General features: G+C 74.6%; 18 protein-coding genes. 3 read left to right on the plus strand and 15 right to left on the minus strand.

The window, feature by feature from the left end:
• The first annotated feature begins 24 nt into the window (after positions 1 to 24).
• A complete protein-coding gene (locus tag SCA03_RS25840; RefSeq protein WP_030882905.1) occupies positions 25 to 741 on the plus strand; it encodes a nucleotidyltransferase family protein in 717 nt (238 codons plus the stop codon).
• Between the two features lie 555 nt (positions 742 to 1296).
• On the opposite strand, the gene SCA03_RS25845 is transcribed toward SCA03_RS25840, so the two are convergent.
• The 11 genes from SCA03_RS25845 to SCA03_RS25895 form a co-directional block, all read right to left on the minus strand.
• Positions 1297 to 3078 (minus strand): DoxX family protein, encoded by a 1782-nt coding sequence (locus SCA03_RS25845; protein ID WP_086818118.1) that lies wholly within the window; start codon positions 3076 to 3078, stop codon positions 1297 to 1299.
• 99 nt (positions 3079 to 3177) lie between these two features.
• A complete protein-coding gene (rlmB, locus tag SCA03_RS25850) occupies positions 3178 to 4089 on the minus strand; it encodes a 23S rRNA (guanosine(2251)-2'-O)-methyltransferase RlmB (RefSeq protein ID WP_030882910.1) in 912 nt (303 codons plus the stop codon).
• A 197-nt stretch (positions 4090 to 4286) separates the two neighbouring features.
• Positions 4287 to 5690, minus strand: coding sequence for a cysteine--tRNA ligase (gene cysS / locus SCA03_RS25855; RefSeq protein WP_086818119.1), 1404 nt, complete (start codon positions 5688 to 5690; stop codon positions 4287 to 4289).
• A gap of 90 nt (positions 5691 to 5780) precedes the next feature.
• Positions 5781 to 6182 carry a PPOX class F420-dependent oxidoreductase gene (locus tag SCA03_RS25860; RefSeq protein WP_030882917.1) on the minus strand — a complete coding sequence of 134 codons (402 nt, stop codon included), beginning with the start codon at positions 6180 to 6182 and terminating at the stop codon, positions 5781 to 5783.
• Positions 6183 to 6303: 121 nt separating this feature from the next.
• Positions 6304 to 7857: an MFS transporter gene (locus SCA03_RS25865; protein WP_086818120.1), complete on the minus strand. Its 1554-nt coding sequence runs from the start codon at positions 7855 to 7857 to the stop codon at positions 6304 to 6306.
• Positions 7854 to 9791: an ABC transporter permease subunit gene (locus SCA03_RS25870; RefSeq protein ID WP_371863989.1), complete on the minus strand. Its 1938-nt coding sequence runs from the start codon at positions 9789 to 9791 to the stop codon at positions 7854 to 7856. The genes SCA03_RS25865 and SCA03_RS25870 overlap by 4 nt, the downstream gene beginning before the upstream one ends.
• The gene (locus SCA03_RS25875) at positions 9788 to 11299 is read right to left on the minus strand and encodes an ABC transporter substrate-binding protein (RefSeq protein WP_030882925.1); all 1512 of its coding nucleotides are present in this window, start codon (positions 11297 to 11299) and stop codon (positions 9788 to 9790) included. The genes SCA03_RS25870 and SCA03_RS25875 overlap by 4 nt, the downstream gene beginning before the upstream one ends.
• 28 nt (positions 11300 to 11327) lie before the next feature.
• Positions 11328 to 11933, minus strand: a complete 606-nt coding sequence (locus tag SCA03_RS25880; RefSeq protein WP_051846034.1) for a GNAT family N-acetyltransferase — start codon at positions 11931 to 11933, stop codon at positions 11328 to 11330.
• A 70-nt stretch (positions 11934 to 12003) separates the two neighbouring features.
• Entirely contained in the window at positions 12004 to 12510 is a 507-nt protein-coding gene (ispF, locus tag SCA03_RS25885; protein ID WP_030882930.1) for a 2-C-methyl-D-erythritol 2,4-cyclodiphosphate synthase, read from the minus strand.
• Positions 12510 to 13325: a 2-C-methyl-D-erythritol 4-phosphate cytidylyltransferase gene (ispD, locus tag SCA03_RS25890; protein ID WP_030882932.1), complete on the minus strand. Its 816-nt coding sequence runs from the start codon at positions 13323 to 13325 to the stop codon at positions 12510 to 12512. Before ispD ends, ispF begins: the two co-directional genes overlap by 1 nt.
• 372 nt (positions 13326 to 13697) lie before the next feature.
• Positions 13698 to 14180 (minus strand): CarD family transcriptional regulator, encoded by a 483-nt coding sequence (locus tag SCA03_RS25895; protein WP_016472332.1) that lies wholly within the window; start codon positions 14178 to 14180, stop codon positions 13698 to 13700.
• Between the two features lie 818 nt (positions 14181 to 14998).
• On the opposite strand from SCA03_RS25895, the gene SCA03_RS25905 reads away from it, so the two are divergent.
• The gene (locus tag SCA03_RS25905) at positions 14999 to 15727 is read left to right on the plus strand and encodes a DUF461 domain-containing protein (RefSeq protein WP_141275689.1); all 729 of its coding nucleotides are present in this window, start codon (positions 14999 to 15001) and stop codon (positions 15725 to 15727) included.
• A gap of 144 nt (positions 15728 to 15871) precedes the next feature.
• Here SCA03_RS25905 and phoP read toward each other — a convergent pair whose 3' ends face one another.
• Positions 15872 to 16543 carry a two-component system response regulator PhoP gene (phoP, locus tag SCA03_RS25910; protein ID WP_483409890.1) on the minus strand — a complete coding sequence of 224 codons (672 nt, stop codon included), beginning with the start codon at positions 16541 to 16543 and terminating at the stop codon, positions 15872 to 15874.
• A 5-nt stretch (positions 16544 to 16548) separates the two neighbouring features.
• Positions 16549 to 17868, minus strand: coding sequence for a two-component system sensor histidine kinase PhoR (phoR, locus tag SCA03_RS25915; RefSeq protein WP_030882940.1), 1320 nt, complete (start codon positions 17866 to 17868; stop codon positions 16549 to 16551).
• A gap of 237 nt (positions 17869 to 18105) precedes the next feature.
• On the opposite strand from phoR, the gene phoU reads away from it, so the two are divergent.
• Positions 18106 to 18813, plus strand: a complete 708-nt coding sequence (gene phoU / locus SCA03_RS25920; RefSeq protein ID WP_030882941.1) for a phosphate signaling complex protein PhoU — start codon at positions 18106 to 18108, stop codon at positions 18811 to 18813.
• 689 nt (positions 18814 to 19502) lie between these two features.
• Here the strand turns inward: phoU and SCA03_RS25925 are convergent.
• Together SCA03_RS25925 and SCA03_RS25930 are read right to left on the minus strand one after the other, a co-directional pair.
• On the minus strand, positions 19503 to 20189 hold the full coding sequence (locus tag SCA03_RS25925; RefSeq protein ID WP_030882943.1) for a response regulator: 687 nt from the start codon (positions 20187 to 20189) through the stop codon (positions 19503 to 19505).
• Complete coding sequence (locus SCA03_RS25930; protein ID WP_141275690.1) at positions 20186 to 21481, minus strand: sensor histidine kinase; 1296 nt, start codon at positions 21479 to 21481, stop codon at positions 20186 to 20188. The genes SCA03_RS25925 and SCA03_RS25930 overlap by 4 nt, the downstream gene beginning before the upstream one ends.
• Positions 21482 to 21707: the final 226 nt, after the last annotated feature.

Genomic DNA, 21707 nt, shown 5'->3' on the forward strand with positions numbered 1-21707 from the left:
TCCGGGCCGCATAGGCTGCGGTCCATGACCCAGCATCCGACCCAGGCCGTGATCCTCGCCGGTGGCCAGGGATCACGGCTCCGGCCGTACACCGACGACCGGCCCAAGCCGATGGTGGAGATCCCCGGCACGGGCGTCCCGATCATCGGGCACCAACTGGCCTGGCTGGCCGCCGAGGGCGTCACGGACGCCGTCGTCTCCTGCGGGCACCTCGCCGAGGTGCTGGAGGACTGGCTCCGTACGGCCGAACTCCCCTGCCGGGTCACGACGGTGGTGGAGCCGGAGCCGCTGGGGCGCGGCGGCGGGCTCAGATTCGCGGCGCGGGCGCTGCCCCGGCCCGACGAGCCGTGGTACGCGACCAACGGCGACATCTGGACCCGCTTCTCGCTCCGCGACATGGCCGGCTTCCACACCGAGCGCGATGCGACCGCCACCCTGGCGCTGGCCAGGCCGCGCATCCCGTGGGGCGCCGTGGAGACGGACGAGTTCGGGCACGTGCTCGACTTCATCGAGGCCCCGCCGTCGCCGTATCTGATCAACGCCGGGGTGTACGTCTTCTCCGCGGCCTTCACCGCGCTCCTGCCGGAACGCGGCGACCACGAGCGGACCACCTTCCCCCGGCTCGCCCGCGAGCGCAGCCTCGCGGGCTTTCCGCTGCCGCACGGCGCGTACTGGCGGGCCATCGACACCGCCAAGGACCTCACGGAGGCCGCCAAGGAACTGGCCTCGGGATCCGGTTAGCCCCCCGCCCCGGCCCCAGCCCCCTCCATTCCACATCCGGCTCCGCAGCTTTCCGGCTCGCATCCGGCTCCGCGGATTTCCGGCTCCGCATCGGCTCCGCGAACTTCCCCTCGGCTCCCGGCTGCGGTTCCAGTTCCGCGGGCTTCCGGCTCCGCAAGCGCTCCGGTTCCGCTGGGCTTCCGACTGCGCGAGCGCTCCGGTTCCGGTTCCGCGGGCGCTCCGGTTCCGCATCCGGTTCCGCTCCCGGGCCTCTCCCGGTTCCGCCTCCGGTTCGACTTCCCGCTCCGCGGACTCCCGGCTCCGCGCGCCCCCGGCTCCGCGGGCCCCCGGCTCCGCGGAGACCGCCGAACGCGGGGTTCCGGCCGCCGAGGGGAGCAGGCCACGCGGAGGCGTGCCAGCGGGCGGCCGGTGTGCGGGGCCGTCCCCGTGCGCGGCGGGGCCGTCCCGTGCGCGGAGGAAACCCGTCCCGTGCGCAGAAGAAAGCCGCCGGGCCCCCTCATGGGCGGGGCCCGGCGGCCGGCCCGTCCCGGAGGGGGACGGGCGGGGGCGGTGGGGTCAGCGGCCGAGGAGGCCGCCCAGGGCGCCGCCGCCACCGCCGCCGGAGGAGGAGCCGTCGCCGGAGGACGAGCCGCCGTCGCCGTCGTCCGCGGCGGACGACGAGCGGGCGCCGCTGTCCTGCGGGCCGGCGCTGCCGCTGGAGCTGGTCTGCGGCTCCTGCGGGGTCCGCTGCTGCTGGGGCGGCGCCGACTGCTGCTGCGCGGCCCCGGGCCCGCTCTGCTGCCCGCCCTGCGACTGCCCCTGACTGGGGGCGCTGCTCTCGGGACCGGCCGGGGACCGCTGTTCGCCGGGGCGGGTCTCGGCGGCTGAGGGGCGGCGCCGGTCGTGCCGGGCGTCGTCCTCGTCCTTGCCGCCGGGGGTGCGGGCGCCCGGCCCCTGGGTGCTGCCGCCGGGGCCGCTCTTCTCGCCGGGCACGCTCGGCATGGGGGAGCCGGGGAGCCGGTTGACGGGCACGTCGCCCTGGCGGGGGGTCGCGGGGGACTGCGAGGAGCGGACGGCGCTGCCGAGCAACGAGCCGATGAGCAGGGCGAGTCCGACGATGACGGTGGCCATGACGGCGCCCCGGCGCAGCACCCGGCGGCGCAGGTCCCGGACCTCGACGCGCGGGCCGAGCTTGCGCCAGGCGTCGCCGGCGAGCCGGCCGTCGGCGGAGTAGACGGGGGCGCCCGCGATGATCAGCGGGCTCCAGGCGGCGAGGTAGATGATGTCGGGCGCCTCGTAGGCGGGCACCGAGCTCCAGCTGACGGTCATCAGCAGGGCGACCGACAGGAGCGCGCCGACGGCGGCGGCGAGCCGCTGCCACAGTCCGAACATCGTCAGCACACCGACGATGACCTGGAGGAACGCGACGGTGAGCCCGGCACCGACGGGGTGTGCGAGGGCGAAGTCGTGCAGCGGGGAGGCGATCGTCCACGGGTGGAGGCCGCGCAGCCAGGTGACGAGGGAGCCGCGCTCGCCGCCGTCGAAGTAGACGGGGTCGCACAGTTTGCCCATGCCGGCGTAGACGGTGATGAAGCCGAGGAAGATGCGCAGCGGGAGCAGGACGACGCCGAGGTTCATGCGCCGGCCGGGGTAGTAGGCGTGCCGGACGCTGTCGCGGCGGCGCTGCTCCTCGGTGTCGCCGGGCTCGGGCCCGTCGACGGTGCCGACGGTCTCCAGCTCGCCGGTGTCCGGCTCGTCGAAGGCGCCGCGCGCCGGGCGCACGCCCTTGAGGAGGGGCTCGGCCTCGGAGGGCTGCGGGCTGCGGGGCGGGCCGACGGTGGAGGCGGGCCCGGGCCTGCCTCCGGGGCCGCCGACGCGGGGGACGGCCCGGGTGGCGTGGGGGTCGCCGCCGGGCACGGTGCGGGTGTCGGTGTCCCCCGCGGTGCGGACGGCCTGGAGCAGCTTGGTCGCTCCGGTGTCCTCGGGGCCGGCCTGGCCGGTCCAGACGAGCGGGGCGCGGCGCCGGCCACTCGCTGTGCCGGCCGCGGAGGAGGCGGCGGCGACGGCCGGGATCGGCTCGGTGTCCTCGAACGCCGGGCCCGGGACGGGCCGGTGGGCGGCGGGCCGCAGCGCGGCGGGGCCGGTCGGGGCGAGTGCCGTTGCGGACGGGGCGGCGGCGGACGCCGATCCGAGCCGCACCCGGAAGCTCGCGTGGTTGACGACCACCTCTGCGGGGTCGGACGGGACCTTGACCGTGCTCAGCACCGGCTCGTCGTCGAAGAAACCGCGGCTTCCCCCCGAGCCGGCCCCAGAGCTTCGGCCGCCGGATGTGCGGGGTGTTCTGGTGTCCACACTCATCTAACCGAGTGACGGACGCTTAGGACACTGCCTTGACCGCCCCGAACTGTCCGAGACCCGTCAAGATCGTCGGGCCGTGCGGGGCGGCCGGCGGCGTGCTCAGGAACGCCTGCGGGACGCCTCGTAGAGGACGACGCCGGCGGCCACCCCGGCGTTGAGGGACTCGGCGCCGCCGGGCATCGGGATGCGGACCCGCAGGTCGCACGCTTCACCGACGAGGCGCGAGAGGCCCTTGCCCTCGCTGCCGACGACCACGACGAGAGGCCCGTCCAGCGCCGCCACGTCCTGGAGTTCGACATCGCCGTCGGCGGCCAGCCCGATCACCATGAGGCCCGCCTTCTGGTAGGACTCCAGCGCGCGGGTGAGGTTGGTGGCGCGCGCGACGGGCGTGCGCGCCGCCGTGCCCGCCGAGGTCTTCCACGCGCCGGCCGTCATCCCGGCCGCCCGCCGCTCCGGCACGACGACGCCGTGCCCGCCGAAGGCGGAGACGGAGCGGACGACGGCGCCGAGGTTGCGCGGGTCGGTGACCCCGTCGAGCGCGACGATCAGCGGGTCCTCGCCCTTGTCGAAGGCGGCGGCCGAGAGGTCCTCGGGGTGCGCGTAGTCGTACGGCGGGACCTGGAGGACGACGCCCTGGTGGTTGAGGCCGTTCGTCATCCGGTCCAGCTCGGCCTTGGGCGCCTCGACCAGCCGGATGCCGCCGCGCTCACCCGCGACACGGACCGCCTCGCGGACCCGGTCGTCGTTGTCGATGAACTGCTGCACATAGAAGGCGTTCGCCGGCACGCCCTCGCGCAGCGCCTCGACGACCGAGTTGCGCCCGACGACCAGCTCCGAGGTGCCACCCCGGCGCTGCGGGCGGCCCTGCGCCCGGCGGGCCTTGGCGAGCGCAGCCCGCTGCTTGGCGTGCCCCTTGCGCATCTCGGCGGGCGGGGTCGGGCCCTTGCCCTCCAGGCCGCGCCGGCGCTGGCCGCCGCTGCCGACCTGCGGGCCCTTCTTCTTCCCTGCCATCGGGGCACCTACCTGTTTCCTGCTCCGGTGGGCCGGCGCGCGGATGCCCGGCCCGTCTTCGTGTTCGCGTCCCTCCGCGTGCGTGCGTCCTGCTCGCTCGCGGGTTCGTATGTCCGTACGCCCGACAACGGTACCGGCCGCGCACGGGGAGAGCCGGTGCCGAGCCCGTCGGCTGCCCGGCCGTCCCCGGCCCGTGCTCAGTTGCCGCTCAGCTCCCAGCGGGGCCCGGCGGGGGTGTCCTCCACCGCGAGGCCGGCCCGGCCCAGCTCGTCCCGGATGGCGTCCGCCGTCGCGTAGTCCTTGCGTGCCCGGGCCGCCTGTCGCTGCTCCAGGACGAGGCCCACCAGGGCGTCGACGACGGACTCCAGCCCGGCGCCCGCGGCCCCGCCGGCCTGCGCCGACCACATCTCGTCCCGCGGATCCAGGCCGAGCACGCCGAGCATGCCCCGGACCTCGGCCAGCGCCGCGGCGACGGCCGGCTTGTCGCCCTCGCCCAGTGCCGCGTTGCCCTGCCGGACACGGGTGTGCACATGGGCCAGCGCCTGCGGGACGGAGAAGTCGTCGTCCATCGCCTCGGCGAAGGGCTGCGGCATCTCCCCCGCGGGGGCCGTCTCGCCGACCAGTTCCGTGGCCCGCTGCACGAAGCCCTCGATCCTGCCGAACGCGGCCTCCGCCTCGGCGAGGGACTCCGGGCTGTACTCGATCGTGGAGCGGTAGTGCGGCCCGGCGAGGTAGTAGCGCAGGACGACGGGCCGCCAGCGCTTGACCATCTCCGCGACGAGCACCGAGTTGCCGAGCGACTTGCTCATCTTCTCGCCGCTCATCGTCACCCAGGCGTTGTGCACCCAGTAGCGGGCGAACTCGTCCCCGTACGCCTGGGACTGGGCGATCTCGTTCTCGTGGTGCGGGAAGACCAGGTCGACGCCGCCGCCGTGGATGTCGAAGGCCCGGCCGAGGTACTTGTGGGCCATGGCCGAGCACTCCAGGTGCCAGCCGGGGCGGCCCGGGCCGAACGGAGTCTCCCAGGCCGGCTCCCCGGGCTTGGCCGCCTTCCACATGGCGAAGTCCCGGGGGTCGCGCTTGCCCGTCTCGCCCTCGCCGGAGGGCTGGAGCAGGCTGTCCAGCTCCTGGTTGGACAGCGAGAGGTAGGCGGGGAACGAGCGGACGTCGAAGTAGACGTTGCCGTCGGCGGCGTAGGCGTGACCGCGGTCGATCAGCGTGCGCATCATCTCGGTCATCTCCGGGATGTGGCCGGTCGCCCGCGGCTCGTACGTCGGCGGGAGGCAGCCGAGCGCCTCGTACGCGGCGTTGAACGCGCGCTCGTTCTCGTAGCCGATCGCCCACCACGGGCGGCCCTGCTCCGCCGACTTCGCGATGATCTTGTCGTCGATGTCCGTGACGTTGCGGACGAACGTCACCTCGTAGCCGCGGTGCGCGAACCAGCGGCGCATCACATCGAAGTTCAGCCCCGAACGGATGTGCCCGATGTGCGGGGCGGCCTGCACCGTCGCGCCACACAGGTAGATCGAGACACAACCCCGCACGAGCGGGCTGAAGTCACGGATCTGCCGGGCGCTGGTGTCGTACAGGCGAAGAGTCACCCGCCCAAGGGTAGTAGGCCCCGGGCCGCCGCCGTGCCGTGGCGTCCGCGCCGGAGGCAGGCCCGGCGACCGCCCCCGACGCGTCCGGCGTCAGACGCCGCCGACGACCTTGCGGACGACGACGCGCACGACGAGCCGCTCCGCGTCCTCCCCCGCCCTCGGGTTCCAGGTGGCGTAGTCGGTGCCGACGTACTTGTGCGCCAGCTCGTCGATCAGCTCCTGCGCGCCGTCGGTGGACAGGACGACGCTGCCGCGCAGCTCCGCGTACGTGTAGGGGGCGTCGGAGGGGTGGACGAGCACGCTCACCCGCGGGTCGCGGCGCATGTTGCGTGCCTTGCGGCGGTCGACGGTGGTGGAGAGCAGCAGGTCGTCGCCGTCCCGCTTGACCCAGACCGGGGAGACCTGGGGGCTGCCGTCGGGCTGGATGGTCGCCAGGGCGATGAAGGTCTTGCCGTCCAGTACCTGCTTGAGGCTGTCGGGGAGCTGTGCCACGGGAACGTCCTCTCTGCGCGCCGGGGCCGCCGGCGCCCGTCCGGCGTGTGCGGGTGCGTCGGCTCACCAGGTACCTCGCGGCGCGGGCGGTGACACCTCGCATCCGGCCGGGTGCGCGGCCTCAGTCCACCGGCCCGGCGTCGGCCCGCGCCGGGCGGGGCGGCCGGACGGTGCGGCCCAGCGCGGCGCCCAGCAGCGGGACGCAGGCCAGCAGGGCCCACACCGCTGCGGGGGCGGCGCCGCTGCCGAACAGGGCGCCCGTCGCCGCGCTGCCGCCGAGCACGACCAGCCCCGAGACGGACGAGAGAGCCCCCATCGAGAAGCCCAGCCGGTGCTCGGCGACCAGCTCGGTGACGAGCGCACGCGTGGCGGGCACGGCCAGCATCTGGCCGAACGTCAGCAGCAGGACGTGGAGCGCGGCGGGCACCGTCCCCACCGGCCCCCTCAGGCCGAGCGGCGCCGCTGCCGCCACGACGGCGAAGCCGAGCGCGACCACGCCGAGCCCCAGACACAGCGCCGTCCGGTGCCGCAGCCGCTCGCCCACCGCCCGGGTCACCGGCAGCTGGGCCACCACGACGAGCAGCGAGGAGAGCGCGAACAGCCAGCCCAGCGCGGACTGCGAGCCGGTCGCGCGCACCACCTCCTGCGGGAGGGCGAGATAGAGCTGGTTGTAGGCGACCAGATAGGTGCCGTAGGCGAGGCACAGCAGGAGAAAGGGGCCGTTGCACAGGGTCGCGCGCACCACGCCCCCGGTGGCGTCCGTGGCCCCCGTGGCCTCTGTGGTCCCCGTGCCCTCTGTGGCCTTCGCGTCCGCCGTGCGCTGCGTGACCGACGTGCCCGTCGCCCTCTCCGCGGCCTTCGCTCCCTCAGCGCCCTCACCGTCGTCGGCGCCCTCACCGTCGTCGGCGCCCTCACCGTCGTCGGCGCCCCCGGCGCTTCCGGTTCCCGGGCGGGGCGTGCTGCCGCCCGGCCGTCCCGCGGGCATCCGGCGCCAGTGCGCCACCAGCACCCCGACGAACACCAGCGCCCCCGCCCAGCAGGCCGTCCGGAAGTCGGCGAGCAGCAACAGCGTGCCCAGCAGCGGCCCGAGGAAGGCGCCCGCCTGGCCCGCGGCGGAGAAGACGGCGAGCGTACGGGCGCGCGGATGGCCGCCCGCCGCCTCGAACCGGACGGCCTGGCGCGCCGTCTCGGACTCCACCGCCGGCGAGAACAGCGCCGCCGCGAAGCCCACGCAGACGACGGCCGCGATCACCTGCACCGTGTCCCGCGCGTACCCGAGCCAGACGAACCCGGCGATCCGCAGCACGCACCCGGCGAGCACCACGGGACGCGGGCCGAACCGGTCGGTGAGCGCACCGCCCACCACGAACAGGCCCTGCTGGCTGAACGTCCGCAGCCCCAGCACCAGCCCGACGAGCCAGCCGCCCATGCCCAGGGCTCCGCCGAGGTGTTCGGCGAGGTACGGCAGCACGGCGAAGAACCCGATGTTGAACGCCAGTTGCGTCCACGCGAGCAGCCGCACGAACGGGGGCAGCCCCCGCACATCACCCAGGGACCGCCCGAACCTCCCGATCCCCCCGCGCCGGGGCGGCGCCTCCGCCCCGCGCTCACTCGACGCCTCCGCCCCGCGCCCCACGGAGGACGAGCGCGGCCTCCCACAGAGCCGTGGGCTCATGGTGTGCCCCCGACCCGGCGCCCCGACCGCTCAGCCCGCGAGAGGGACCGCTCGCCCCGCGAGCCGGACCCGGAACCCGACGAGACGGACCCGGCGCCCGACGAGACGGCACGCGCACCCCGCGCGACGGACCGCTCGCCCCGCGCGACGGACCGCGCACCCCGCGAGACGGACCCGGAACCCCGCGAGCCGGACGCCAGTGCGCCGAGCACGACGGCCAGCACGCCCACCAGGCCCAGCGCCGCGGCGGGCCCCAGCACGGCCCACGGCGCGCGCTCCGCGTACGGCATGTTCTCCGAGAGCATCCGCCCCCACTCCGGCGCGGGCGCCCCCACGCCGAGCCCGAGGAAGCCGAGCGAGGCCAGCGCGAGCGCCAGTGCCGGGATCCGCAGCACCGCATGGCGTACGACGGGCGGCAGCACACCGGGCAGCACGTGCCGCCGCAGCAGGTGCCACCGTCCTGCGCCGAGCGCGACGGCGCCGCGCAGATGTGCCGAGGCCCGTTCCTGCTCGAACAGCGCGGCGGTGTGTGCGGCCAAGGGCGCCCAGCCGACGACGGCGACAGCGAACGCGGCACCGAGCGCGCCCGGCCCGGCGATTCCGGCGACGACGAGCCCGGAGAGGATGGGCGGCAGCGCGTTGACGACCTCCCGCAGCCCCTCCGTCCACCGGGTGAGCACGCCGAGGAGGACGCCCACGACGAGGGTGACGGCGGCGACGGCGACGGCGGTGAGCACGGTGCGCGCGGCCCCGTGTCCGAGCCGGGCGAGGACGTCGCGGCCGAGCGCGTCGGTGCCCAGCGGATGGGCCCCGCTCGGTGCGGCGAGGCGGGCGGCGGTGTCGACGTGCAGCGGGTCGCGCAGCAGCCCGGCGACGAGGACGACCGCGAGCAGCACCGCGAGCGCGAGGGCCCAGCCCAGCAGGCCGCGCGTCCGGCGGGCGGCGGGCGCGGACGGCGCCGGCAGGGCGTGGGCGTCGAGCGCGGGCCCGAGGCACAGGCGGCGCAGGGCGCGTACCGCGAGGCCGGCGGCGAGGCCGAGCAGGAGCAGCAGCAGGACGCTCGCCTGGAGGACGGGCAGGTCCTGGGCGAGGGCGGCGTCGAGCGCGGTGCCGCCGAGCCCCGGGACGGAGAAGAGCGTCTCGACGGCGACGGCCCCGCCGGTGAGGCCGACCACCACGAAGCCGCACTGCGGCAGCAGCGAGGGCAGGACACGGCGCAGCGCGTGCCGGGCGATGCGGCGGGGCGGCAGTCCGCGGGCGGCGGCGGTGCGGACCCACGGTTCGGCGAAGGCGCCGGGCAGCGCGTCGTCGAGGAGGCGGCCGAGCAGGGCGCCGGCGGGGACGCCCATGGCGAGCCCGGGCAGCACGGCGTCGGCGGGCGCGCCCCAGCCCATGGCGGGGAACCAGCCGAGCTGGACGGCGAGGACGGTCGCGAGGACGGCGGCCAGCAGGAACTCGGGGAGCGCGGCGAGCAGGGCGCCGACGAGCATGCTGCCGGTCCGCCCGGAGCGTGCGAGCGTGCCCCGGGCGCCGGCCCGCAGGGTGCGTGCGCCGAGGGCGGCGGCGAGCAGCAGGGCGACGGCGAGCGAGACGCCCATCAGCGTCAGCGAGACGCCGAGCGCCGGGAGCACCCGCGGGCCGACGGCCTCGCCGGAGACCCAGGAGGTGCCGAAGTCGCCCCGTACGAGGCCGGAGAGCCAGCGCCCGAGCAGCTGCCAGGGCCCGTCGTCGAGCCCGGTCTGCGCGCGGATGGCGGCGAGCGCCGAGGGCGTGGGCTCCCGGTCGGCGTAGCGGGCGTGCAGGATCGTCCGGGCCGGGTCGGTCCTGGTGAGCCAGGGCAGCAGCCCGACGACGAGCAGGACCCCGGCGGCGGCGAGCACCCGCCCGGCGGCGCCGGCACCGGGCCGCGCCGCCGTCCGCGTGCGGGCGCTCACCCGCGTCGGGTGTCGGCGGTGACGAGGGTGCGCTCCATCGGGTCGAGGGAGACGCCTTCGACGCCGTCGGCGACGCCCTGGATGAAGCGCTCGTGCAGCAGCGGCACGACGGCGTCGGTGCGCAACACCTCGGCCTCGGCCTTCATCTCGGCCTGCTGCCGCTTTGCGGTCGACTCGGTGCCGGCGGCGTCGGCGACGGCCCTGTCGACGTCCTCGTCGCACAGCTGCGACATGTTGAACGAGCCCTTGCAGGTGAAGTCGGACTCCAGATAGGAGACCGGATCGCCGGTGTCCAGCAGGGTGTTGCGGGCCTGGACGAAGATGTCGTACTTGCCGGCGAGCGCGTCGGCCTCCATGCGCGCGTAGTCGCGCACGACCTGCTTGACGGTGAACCCGGCCTTCTCGAACTGCTGCTGGAGCGCGGTGACGGCCTCGGGCAGCTCGGGCCGGTTGGTGTAGGTGGCCAGGGTGATCGTCTTCGTCTTCTTCACCTCGGCCTTCGAGGCGGGCTCGGCACGCCCCTCGACCGGCTGCCGCTTGTCGGCCGCCCACTTCACGCCGGGCCCGAACAGCCCCTCGGGCTCGTCCGCGTGGCCCTCGTAGACGCTCTTGATCAGCGCCTTGCTGTCGATGGCCTTCCGGGCGGCGGCCCGCAGCGAGGGATCCTTGAAGACGCCCTTCCGGGTGTTCATGTAGAGGCTGTTGGTGCGCGCGGTCGGCACCTCGCGGAGCTGCTTCTCGTCCAGCACGGACGCCTGCGAGACGGGCACGTACTCGGCGATGTCCGTCTCGCCGGAGCGCAGCGCGTTGGCGCGGGTGGTGCCGTTCGCGGAGAAGGTGACGTCGACGCCGGGCGCCTTCGCCCTGCCGCCCCAGTAGCGGTCGTTGCGGTCGAGCGTCGCGCTGCTGGTGCCGTCCAGCTTCGTCAGGGTGAACGGCCCGGTGGCGTGCCCGGCGACCTTCACCTTGCCGCTCTTGGTGTAGGCCGCGCCGGAGAGCACGGCCAGCGACGGGTTGGCCAGCCGCTGCGGCAGCAGCGCGTCCGGCTCGCTGCTGGTGACGCGCACCTTCCCGGAGCCGACGGCCCGCGCGGTGAGCTTCCCGGCGTCGCTGAGGACCCGGGGCTGCGGGGACGCCTTCGCGGCGTGCTCCAGGGAGCGGACGACGGCCTCGGGCGTGACGCGGGTGCCGTCCTGGAAGCGGGCCTTGCGCAGCGTGAACGTCCAGCTGCGGTCACCGTCGGAGGGCTTCCAGGAGGCGGCCAGCGCCGGCTTGGCGACGCCCGAGGCGTCGAGCCTGGTCAGCCCCTCGATGACGGAGAGCCGGCTGAGGGTGACCGCGTCGTCCCCGTACGGGCTCATGGCCTGCGCGGGCGGGAACGCCATGGAGACGCGCAGCCGGCCGTCGGAGCCGCCGGAGTCCTGCCCGGCGCAGGCGGTCAGCGCGCCCGCCGACAGCAGCGCGACGGCGGCGAGGGCGGGAATCCGGACACGGCGTATGGAAGACATGGGGAGGGACACTACCTGGAAATCGTTCTCAACAGCTGGCCGTGCCGACCGTCGTCGCGCTGGTCACGGCCCCCGCACCCGCCGGACGCGGCACCCCGGCGGGCACCGGGACGGGCAGTTCGAAGTGGACGATGCCCTGCCCGCCGCCCGGCAGCGTCCGCTCGTCGCACACCTCGGTCGCCAGCGCGCGCCAGAACGGCTCGGCGCCCGGCACGGCCGGATCGGTGTGCAGATAGACCGCCTCGTAGCCGCCGGCCTCCGCGACGAAGGCACACAGTTCACGCACCATCGCGCGGGCGATGCCGAGCCTGCGGTACGCGGGGCGCACATAGATCCGGCACAGTTGCGCGGTGCTGCCCGAGGGGAAGCGCTCGGCGATCCACGGCGGGTTGGGCGGCGCCTGCGGGCCCTGGTCGCGCACGGCACCGGTGCCGACGACCGCGCCGCTCGCCTCGTCCACCGCGACCAGCAGCGTGCGCCGCGCCGGGCGCAGATAGGTGCCCTCGATGTCGATGATGTCCCGGTGCCAGCGCGGCACATAGCCCGACCGCAGATCGCCGTAGACGGTGTCGAGCATGACGCTGCGGGCGGCGTCGGCGTCGGCGGAAGCGGCCGTGCGCAGGAGGTACGACATCCCCTCCAGCGTAACTGCGACTCATCCGCAACAACCGGGCAGCCGCCGTTGCGCAGCCCCCGCCCGGGGCCTACCGGCCGGCGACCGGCGGCAGGACGAGCGCCGTGGCGAGCGCCGCCAGGCCCTCGCCGCGCCCGGTCAGACCGAGCCCGTCCGTCGTCGTCCCGGACACCGAGACCGGGGCGCCGACCGCCTCCGAGAGCACCTTCGCCGCCTCGTCCCGCCGCTTGCCGATCTTCGGCCGGACGCCGATGACCTGGATGGCGACATTGCCGACGCCGAAGCCCGCCGCGCGCACGATCCGCGCGGCCTCGGTGAGCAAGCTCACCCCGGACGCACCCGCCCACTCCGGGCGTCCGGTACCGAAGTGGGCACCCAGATCGCCCAGTCCGGCCGCCGAGAACAGCGCGTCACAGGCGGCGTGCGCGGCGACGTCCCCGTCGGAGTGCCCGGCCAGCCCGTACCGCTCGCCCTCCCACAGCAGCCCGGCACACCACAGCTCGCGCCCCTCCTCGAACGCGTGCACATCGGTACCGATGCCGACCAGCGGCAGCACGGCGGAGTGTTCGGCACTCATCAGCGTTCCTCCCTGCGGGCGAGCACGGCCTCGGCCAGTACGAGATCGAGCGGACGAGTCACCTTGAACGCCTCCTCGTGCCCGGGCACCAGGACGACCTCGACGCCGAGCCGCTCCACCATGCCCGCGTCGTCGGTCGCGCCCGCGCCGCCGGCGCCCTCGGTCCCCTCCGCCGCGAACCGGTCGTGCGCGGCGACCAGCACCTCGCGCGCGAAACCCTGCGGCGTCTGCACGGCCCGCAGCCGCGCCCGGTCGGGCGTCCCGGTCACCGGCTCCGGCCCGTCCCCGCGCGGCTCGACCTCCTTGACGGTGTCGGTCACCGGCAGCGCCGGCACGACGGCCGGCGCACCACCCCGGACGGCGGCGGCCACGGCGTCCACCGTCGCGGCCGGCACCAGCGGACGGGCGGCGTCGTGCACCAGCACGGTGTCGACCCACGGCGGCAGCGCCTTCAGCCCGAGCCGCACCGACTCCTGCCGCGTCCCGCCACCGGGGACGACGCTCAACTCCACGCCGGAGCCCGGGCCGTGCGCGTCCAGCAGCTCCCGCACGCCCTCGGCCCCGTCCGGCGGCGCCACCACGACGACCAGCGCGACCTCACGCGCCCGGGCCGTCGCCCGCACGGCGTGCACGAACATCGGCAGCCCGCCCAGCTCCCGCAGCGCCTTGGGCGCGCCGGGGCCCAGGCGCAGCCCCTTGCCTGCCGCGGGGATCACCACGGCGGTACGGGCCGCCGGCGCGGCCGTCTGCCGGGAGCCCCCGGCCTCGTCGGAAGGCCCCCCGGAAGGGGCGGAGCCGGTGGTATCGATTGACATCGGTAGCGCGTCCAGGGTTTGTGCCGTCAGCCGAAATGGGTATGGCAGGGGATACCCCCGGCCGTAGGTTGGGGGTGTGCCGGGCGCGACCGCATCGATCGGGCCCTTCCGTGATCACCGGTCGAGCGAGCAGCCCGGGCCCGGCACATCACAGCTCGGCGACGCCGCGGACGGTACGACCTCCGCAGCAGCCGCCGCCACCCCGCACCGATCGAGGCGCCGGTGGCGTGCGCCCGCAGCCTTGTACGCGCGGGCCACGCGCGAGACGCCCCCGGTACGGAGCTGCCGGGGACGGGAAATGCGCCGGGATACGGAACATGCCGCGGCGCCCGGGCGACAGCAGCTGTCCACCGGGCACCGCGGCACGGTGTCTCAGGAGGCGAGCACCTCGTCGAGCAGGGCCTCGGCCTTGTCCTCGTTGGTGTTCTCGGCGAGCGCCAGCTCGCTGACCAGGATCTGGCGGGCTTTCGCCAGCATCCTCTTCTCACCGGCGGACAGGCCGCGCTCGCGCTCACGACGCCACAGGTCGCGGACGACTTCCGCCACCTTGATCACATCACCGGATGCGAGTTTTTCGAGATTCGCCTTGTAGCGACGGGACCAGTTGGTCGGCTCCTCGGCATACGGCGCGCGGAGCACCTCGAAGACCCTGTCCAGCCCGTCGGAACCGACGACGTCGCGCACGCCCACGAACTCCGCATTGTCCGCTGGCACACGAACAGTCAAGTCGCCCTGCGCAACCTTCAGAACCAAGTAGGTCTTGTCCACGCCTTTGATCTGGCGAGTTTCGATAGCCTCGATCAGCGCGGCCCCGTGATGGGGATAGACCACGGTGTCGCCAACCTTGAACGTCATGTGTCAGGTACCCCTTCCGTGGCTATCCAGGGTAACACGGGAGAGCCCTCTTCTGAATGGCGTTTTCGCAGGTCAGGGCATATCTCGGGGCTTGACAAGCGGCACCGCGTCGTGCTGCGGACGTCCTTTGTGACCAGGTATTCGCAGGTGGGAGCCGGTCTGCGTGCGCTCCGAAACGCGCCCGGGATGCCCCCGGGAGCCCCCTCGGACACGGCCGCGCCGGGCGCCTGCTGACCGATTTGTCCCGCTGTAGGGAGCGCTCTCTTCGGCGAGTCTTCACCGCTCTTCCAAGAATTGATCAATGGCTGTGCAACACCCCATTGATCAATGGTGATCAATTCTCCGCGCCCGGCCCGCATTCCACGGAATCGCCCGTACGGAGGTACTGCGCGGGCACTCCCGGGGTGTGCGGCCGAGTACCGCGACACCTCTCTCCCCGTACCAGTGAGCGGTAAGCGCGGTACACCGTGGCGGCCGCCCTCGGGCGCTTCTGACGCGAACATGCAGACGTATCGGCCGGTGCGGGAAGACCGGTTACGGCAAAGCCGACGGAAAAACCCCTCGGCAGGGCCGGGACACGGCGGGACGCAGGCGGGAACGGCGGCAGGGACAGGCAGGGACAGGGCAGGGGCAAAGGGCGGCGCGGGGCGGAAACAGAAGGGGCCGCGGGGGTCGGCGGGGGCGGCCGGAGGGTCGGGTGCGGGTCGTCCACAGGCTGTCGGTAACCTGAGCCCGCACGTGAATTGACCGTCCGTCGCGACCGGCACGCGCTCGCGAGCGTGCCTGCCGCCATAGCTCGCCTAGGAGTTGCCGCCGCCGTGAGCAGCAGCCTTCGACGCGGCACCCTCGCCGCCTCCACCCTCGCGCTCGCCGTCGCCACGCTGACCGCATGCGGTGCGGGTAACGACGCCCAGACGCTGGAGATCAAGCCGGACAACGCCGCCGCACACGTCGGCGACATCAAGATCCAGAACGTCAACGTCGTCACCGGGACCAAGGGCGGGGACGCGGCGACCGTCACCGCACGGGTCTTCAACGAGGGGAAGAAGGACCAGACCCTCGAAGCCGTCACCCTCAAGGGCACCCGGGCGAAGCTGAGCCCGGCCAAGGGGGAGAAGAAGCTGGTCGTCCCGGCCGGCGGCTCGCTGATGCTCGGCGGGAAGAACAACGCCGCCGCGCTGCTGGAGGACGCCAAGGCCGCCGGGGTCAAGGACGGCAACGCGCAGCCGGTCACCTTCGACCTCAGCAGCACCGGGGCGGTCAAGCTCCGCGCGACCGTCGTCCCGGCCACGCACGCCTACGAGAGCGTCGGCCCGACGAGCAAGCCCTCCCAGTCGCCCTCGGGCAGCCCGGACGAGTCGGCCTCGCCGGGCGAGGGACAGTCGGAGAGCCCGGGCGCGAACGGCGGCGGTGAGAACGCCGATCGCGCCGACGACGCAAACAACGCGGACAAGCCCGGGCGTGGGCAGGAGGCACAGGGCGCCGAGGGCGGCGCGGGCGCCTCCTCGGACGCGGGTGACGCCAGCGGGGCGCACGCCGGTCACTGAGTTCCGCGGCCCCGCGCGCCGGGGCCGCCCGCACGCACGGAGGCCGTGCCCCACCCCCGGGGCACGGCCTCCTTTTCTCGTCTTTTCCTCGTCTTTTCCTCGTCCTTTTTCTTCGCGTCCTTCTTGCTGTTCCGGCCGGCCGGTCTACGGCTCGAACTTGTAGCCGAGGCCGCGGACCGTCACCAGGTAGCGGGGGGCGCCCGGGTCCGGTTCGATCTTGGCGCGCAGGCGTTTGACGTGGACGTCGAGGGTCTTGGTGTCGCCGACGTAGTCAGCGCCCCAGACGCGGTCGATCAGCTGCATCCGGGTCAGCACCCGGCCCGCGTTCCGCAGCAGCATCTCCAGCAGGTCGAACTCCTTGAGCGGCAGGTCGATCTTGCCTCCGCCGACGGTCACCACGTGCCGGTCCACATCCATCCGGACCGGGCCCGCCTCCAGCGCCGCGGGGGCCGCCTCCTCCGGCTCGCCGCGGCGGCGCAGCACCGCGCGGACCCGGGCGACCAGCTCCCGCGAGGAGAACGGCTTGGTCACATAGTCGTCGGCCCCTATCTCCAGGCCGACGACCTTGTCGATCTCGCTGTCCTTCGCCGTCACCATGATCACGGGGACGTTGGACCTGCCCCGCAGCTGACGGCAGACCTCCGTGCCGGGCAGACCCGGCAGCATCAGGTCGAGCAGTACCAGGTCGGCACCGTTGCGTTCGAACTCATCGAGCCCCTCGGGACCCGTGGCCGCCACGGCGACCTCGAAGCCTTCCTTTCGGAGCATGTACGACAGTGCGTCGCTGAACGATTCCTCGTCCTCGACGACGAGCACTCGGGTCACGGGAGGACCTCCGGGGCGGAAAGTTGTTCATCGGCCTGGTCGACATAGGGCCGCTCCTCCTCGTCGAAGGCGGCCGGTTCCTGTAGTGCGCCTGACAGGCGGTTCCGGCTGCGCCGGTCCGCCTCGGCCTTCTCCCGGGCGCTGCCCGCTTCGGGCAGCCGGAGGGTGAACGTGGAGCCCTGTCCCTCGGCGCTCCACACCGTGACCTCCCCGCCGTGCGAGGCGGCCACGTGCTTGACGATGGAGAGCCCGAGGCCCGTGCCGCCCGTGGCGCGGGAGCGGGCGGGGTCCACACGGTAGAAACGTTCGAAGACGCGGTCCTTGTCCCGCTCGGAGATGCCGATGCCCTGGTCGGTGACGGCGATCTCGATGAGGTCGCCGCCCGGGGCCGGGACGCGGCGCCCGGTGACCTTGACCTGGGTGCGGGCCGGCGAGTAGTTGACGGCGTTCTCCACGAGGTTGCCGAGCGCCGCGGCGAGCTGGCCGCGGTTGCCCCACACGTGCAGATCCTCCGGCTCGGCGCCGCCCTCGGGACGGGAGGTGACCCCCGCGTTCAGGGTGATCTGCTTGCTGTCGGCGCGCTGTCTGCTGCGTTCGATGGCCTCGTTGACCAGTTCCTGCACCCGGACCGGCTCGGAGTCCTCCAGCGGATCGTCGTTCTGCACCCGCGAGAGGTCGATCAGCTCCTGGACGAGGTTGCTCAGCCGCGTCGCCTCGTTCTGCATCCGGCCCGCGAAGCGCTGCACCGCCTCCGGGTCGTCCGCCGCGTCCAGCACCGCCTCCGACAGCAGGGAGAGGGCGCCCACCGGTGTCTTCAGTTCGTGGCTGACGTTGGCCACGAAGTCGCGGCGTACGGCCTCGATCCTGCGGGCCTCCGTCAGGTCCTCCACCAGCAGCAGCACCAGCCGGGAGCCCAGCGGGGCGACGCGGGCGGAGACCGCGAGGGCATCGCCCCGCCCCGTGCCGCGCCGGGGGAGGTCGAGTTCGACCTGGCGTATCTCCCCGTCGCGGCGGGTGTCCCTGGCCATCTGGAGCATCGGCTCCACCGCGAGCCGGCCGCCGCGCACCAGCCCCAGCGCATACGCCGCCGAGCTGGCCTTCACGACCGCGTCGCTCTCGTCCAGGACCACGGCCGAGGAGCGGAGGACCGACAGGACCGTGTCCACGCCGGGCGGGAGGACGGGGTCGGTGTGCAGCGACGTCCGCGACGGGCGGGACTGCTCGCGCTCGCTCCACCGGAACGCCAGCATCGCGATGACGCCGGTGCACACACCGGCGATCGCTGCTGCCGCGGCGACCGCCGCGTTCACGTCCATACGTCCAGGTTATGCGGACGCCCGGAACGGCCCCCAGCCTCGTCCACCTGCCCGCAAGAGCGTTCGCCCAGTGTTCACCCGGGGTGAGCCGCCGGTTCACCGAAGGAGGCGGAACCCGTCGCGTTCCGGGCACACCGTGGGAGCGTGGGGGCACCACCCCCCGTGCAAGACCGTGCAGAACGGTGCACGTCATCTGCGACACGCTTGAGACACGACCCACGCGAGGGAAGGACAGCCATGCGGGACGCGTACCACGAGGAGCTGGACTCGATCGGGGACAGCCTGGTCGAGATGGCCAGGCTCGTCGGCTCCGCCATCGGGCGCGCCACCACGGCGATGCTGGACGCCGATCTGAAGCTCGCCGAGAGCGTCATCGCCGCCGACGAGAAGGTCGACGATCTCCAGCGCGATCTGGAGACCCGCGCGATACAGCTGCTCGCCCGGCAGCAGCCGGTCGCCACCGACCTGCGGATCGTCGTCACCTCGCTGCGGATGAGCGCCGACCTGGAGCGCTCCGGCGACCTCGCGCAGCACGTCGCCAAGGTGGCCCGGCTGCGGTTCCCCGAGTCGCCGGTGCCGCGCGACCTCCAGGCGACGCTGCTGGAGATGGGCCAGCTCGCCCAGCGGCTGATGGCCAAGGCCGCCGAGGTCATCATCACCAAGGACATCGACCTGGCCATGCAGCTCGAACAGGACGACGACGCGATGGACCTGCTCCACCGCACCCTCTTCCAGCACCTCATGGACGACCGCTGGAAGCACGGCATCGAGACGGCCGTGGACGTCACCCTGCTCGGCCGCTACTACGAGCGGTTCGCCGACCACGCGGTGTCGGTGGCCCGTCGCGTCGTCTACCTCGTCACCGGGGACTACGCCGACGAGATCGATCCGGCCGTCGCCGCCGCGGCGGACAAGGACGGCACCGCGCCGGTCGAGGGCCGCTGAGCGGCGCGGCGGACCCCTCGCGGGAGCGCGGCGGACCTCTCACGGGAGGGCGTGCGTGCGGGCGTGTGTGCGTCCCGGCTCGGGTTCCGGTCGGCTCCGCCCCGGCTCGGCGGCCCCGGTCCGACTCGGACTCCGACTCGGACTCCGGCCCGGCTCCGGCGTGGGCGGGCGGGGCGTGCGCGGGCGGGGGAACCGCGCGGCGCATGTGCCCCGGGGGTATGGGCCGGGACCTCGTGTGCCGTGTGCCTCTGCGCGCCCTTGATGCGCCCGTGGTCACAGCCCGTGCAATTGAGGCACGAGCTTGTCCTTGCCGAGGAGGGAAACATGGCCGACTCCCGGAAACAGCGCGAGACCCGTGAGCAGTCGCCGAGCACCCCGCGCGAGACGCGGCAGCTGCCCCTGCTGGGGGCGTGCGGCTGCGGACCCGGGTGCGGGTGCGGATGCCAGTCGGGCGGCCCCTGCCAGTGCGGAGGCTCCTGCGGCTGACCGGCGCGTACGGTGCGGGGCCCTGACCGGTTCGACGGGTCAGGGCCCCGTCCCGCGTCCGTCCATCCACCCGGCCGCCGGGCCGCTCGTCCGCCGGGCCACCCGACCGCCGGGCCGCCCGACCGCCGGGCCGCCCGGCCGCTGAGCCGCTCGCTGCGTTCGGCTCCGGGTGTCCGGGGGCGCGGGCGTCCGGCCCCGGGTGTTCAGGCGCGGGCGTCGTGGGCGAGCAGGGCCAGTTGGATGCGGTTGTCGAGCCGCAGCTTCGTCAGGGCGCTGGAGAGATGCGCCTTCACGCTGCCCACGGACAGATGCAGCCGGCGGGCGATCTCCGCGTTGGCGAGCCCGTCGGCCACCGCCGCCGCCACCTCGCGTTCCCGCTCCGAGAGCACCGCGAGCCGGGTGCGGGCCGTCTCGGCGCGGTCCGCCGGGCCGCCGCCCGCCGCGTGCTGCATGAGGGTGCGGGCCACCGAGGGCGAGAGCACCGGCTCGCCCCGGGCCGCGCGCCGCACCGCGTCGACGATCTCCTCCGGGTCGGTGTGCTTGAGCAGATAGCCGGCGGCGCCCGCCCGGACCGCCTCCAGCACCTCGGTGTCCGAGTCGAACGTGGTCAGCACGATGACGTGCGGGCCCCGGCCGCCGGCCCGGGTCAGCTCCCGGGTGGCGGCGATGCCGTCCGTGCCCGGCATCCGCAGATCCATCAGCACGACATCCGGCCGGGCCTCCCGTACCCGGGCCGGTACCTGCGCCCCGTCCGCCGCCTCGCCGACGACCTCCACACCCGCGGCGCCCCGCAGCATCATGCGCAGCCCCGCGCGGACCAGCGGATCGTCGTCCGCGAGCAGCACACGGACCGGAGGGTCCTGCGGACCGGGGGAATCTGGCGACGTCATACGGGCCACGGTAGCCAAGCCAGCAGGGTGAACACGCCCTCCTGCGGCCCGTATCGGAGCCGGCCGCCCTCGATCTCCAGCCGCTCCGACAGGCCCGTCAGACCGGCCCCGGCGCCCGGTATCGCCGACGCGGCGGCCCGGCCCGGCAGCGGCGTCGTCACCCGGACCGTCACGCCGTCACCGGGTCCGCCGCCGAGCCGGATCCGCACCGGCCGGCCCGCGGCGTGCTTGCGCGCGTTCGTCAGCCCCTCCTGGACGACGCGGTAGACGCTGCGCTGGAGCTGGGGGCGCAGCGGCGGCTCGGGGTCCGGCGGCAGCGCGTCGTCCAGGACGATCTCCTGGCCGGCCGCGCGGGCCTCCGCCACCAGCTCCCCGATCCGTTCGAGATCCGGCTGCGGGCGGGCGATACCGCCCGGCACCGCGGAAGCCGAAGGCCCCTCGCCGCCCTCCGGGCTCTCCTCCCCCTCGTCCTCGCGCAGCACGTGCAGCACCTCGCGCAGCTCCTCCAGCGCCTGGTGCGCGTTGTCCCGGATGACGGTCGCGCTCTGCGCGATCTCCTCCTCGTCCAGTGCCGCGCCCCGGCCCGCCACCGACTGCCGGGTGCGGTAGGCGAGCGCGCCCGCGTGCACCGAGAGCAGGGACACCCGGTGGGCGAGGACGTCGTGCATCTCCCGCGCGATGGCCCGGCGTTCGGCCCGGCGCACATCCGTCAGCCGGCGCTCGTGGTCGGCCCGCGCCCGCACCGCGTCCTCCCGCAGGCGCACCACGAGCTGACGCCGGGCCCGCGCGGCGCTGCCCCAGGCGAAGAAGCCCAGGTAGAGCGCCAGGAAGGTGATCGTGACGGCGCGGCCGTCGTCGTCCGGCACGACGTACAGCACCAGCAGCGGGACCGCGACGGCGATGTGCAGCGCCAGCATCAGCAGCGCCAGCCGCCACGGCAGACGCAGCGCGATGTTGAAGACGATGACGATCAGCGCCCCGATCGCCGTGTCGCTGAGCGCCGCGGCCGGCAGCGCCGCGATCGCCACCCCCAGCGGGTGGCGGCGCCGCAGCCACAGCGACAGACAGGCGGCCACGCCCAGCGGGGTGTCCAGCTCCCGCAGCCAGTCCGGGCGCAGCTCGTCCTCCGCGCCCAGGACGGCGAGCAGGAGCAGCAGGCTGCATCCGAACAGCAGCACGTCCACGCACCAGTCCCGCACCGTGCGGCGCGCCCGTGTGCGGGTGCCCGCGGTGGTCAGCTCGCCCGGCAGGAGGTGGCGGCGCAACGGGAGGAGGGGCTGGTCGGGGGGCATGCCCCGAGCGTAGGCAGCACGGCGGCCCCCCGCCTCGGCCGACCGGCCACACCCGGAAGGCCGACCGGCCACCCGTCCGGCTCCGGGCCGAAGAACCGGGAGGCCGGGGGGCCAGGGGCCGGGGGCCGGGGCGCGGCCGCGGCGGATCCGGGCGCCCGGCACGAGCGAACCCCCCGCCCGGGTACGGGCAGGGGGCTCGGCCGAGGCGGTGCGGGCGGGCGGGCGG

Source organism: Streptomyces cacaoi, assembly GCF_006539165.1.
GTDB lineage: Bacteria > Actinomycetota > Actinomycetes > Streptomycetales > Streptomycetaceae > Streptomyces > Streptomyces cacaoi.

What these genes read in the sequence shown, in the direction of transcription:
- SCA03_RS25895 (WP_016472332.1), bottom strand. Translation starts at nt 14,180, where the DNA reads ATGACGTTCAAGGTTGGCGACACCGTGGTCTATCCCCATCACGGGGCC.
- SCA03_RS25930 (WP_141275690.1), bottom strand. Translation starts at nt 21,481, where the DNA reads ATGCCCCCCGACCAGCCCCTCCTCCCGTTGCGCCGCCACCTCCTGCCG.
- SCA03_RS25845 (WP_086818118.1), bottom strand. Translation starts at nt 3,078, where the DNA reads ATGAGTGTGGACACCAGAACACCCCGCACATCCGGCGGCCGAAGCTCT.
- ispD (WP_030882932.1), bottom strand. Translation starts at nt 13,325, where the DNA reads ATGTCAATCGATACCACCGGCTCCGCCCCTTCCGGGGGGCCTTCCGAC.
- SCA03_RS25840 (WP_030882905.1), top strand. Translation starts at nt 25, where the DNA reads ATGACCCAGCATCCGACCCAGGCCGTGATCCTCGCCGGTGGCCAGGGA.
- SCA03_RS25925 (WP_030882943.1), bottom strand. Translation starts at nt 20,189, where the DNA reads ATGACGTCGCCAGATTCCCCCGGTCCGCAGGACCCTCCGGTCCGTGTG.
- ispF (WP_030882930.1), bottom strand. Translation starts at nt 12,510, where the DNA reads ATGAGTGCCGAACACTCCGCCGTGCTGCCGCTGGTCGGCATCGGTACC.
- phoR (WP_030882940.1), bottom strand. Translation starts at nt 17,868, where the DNA reads ATGGACGTGAACGCGGCGGTCGCCGCGGCAGCAGCGATCGCCGGTGTG.
- SCA03_RS25880 (WP_051846034.1), bottom strand. Translation starts at nt 11,933, where the DNA reads ATGTCGTACCTCCTGCGCACGGCCGCTTCCGCCGACGCCGACGCCGCC.
- SCA03_RS25875 (WP_030882925.1), bottom strand. Translation starts at nt 11,299, where the DNA reads ATGTCTTCCATACGCCGTGTCCGGATTCCCGCCCTCGCCGCCGTCGCG.
- phoU (WP_030882941.1), top strand. Translation starts at nt 18,106, where the DNA reads ATGCGGGACGCGTACCACGAGGAGCTGGACTCGATCGGGGACAGCCTG.
- rlmB (WP_030882910.1), bottom strand. Translation starts at nt 4,089, where the DNA reads ATGGCAGGGAAGAAGAAGGGCCCGCAGGTCGGCAGCGGCGGCCAGCGC.
- SCA03_RS25865 (WP_086818120.1), bottom strand. Translation starts at nt 7,857, where the DNA reads ATGAGCCCACGGCTCTGTGGGAGGCCGCGCTCGTCCTCCGTGGGGCGC.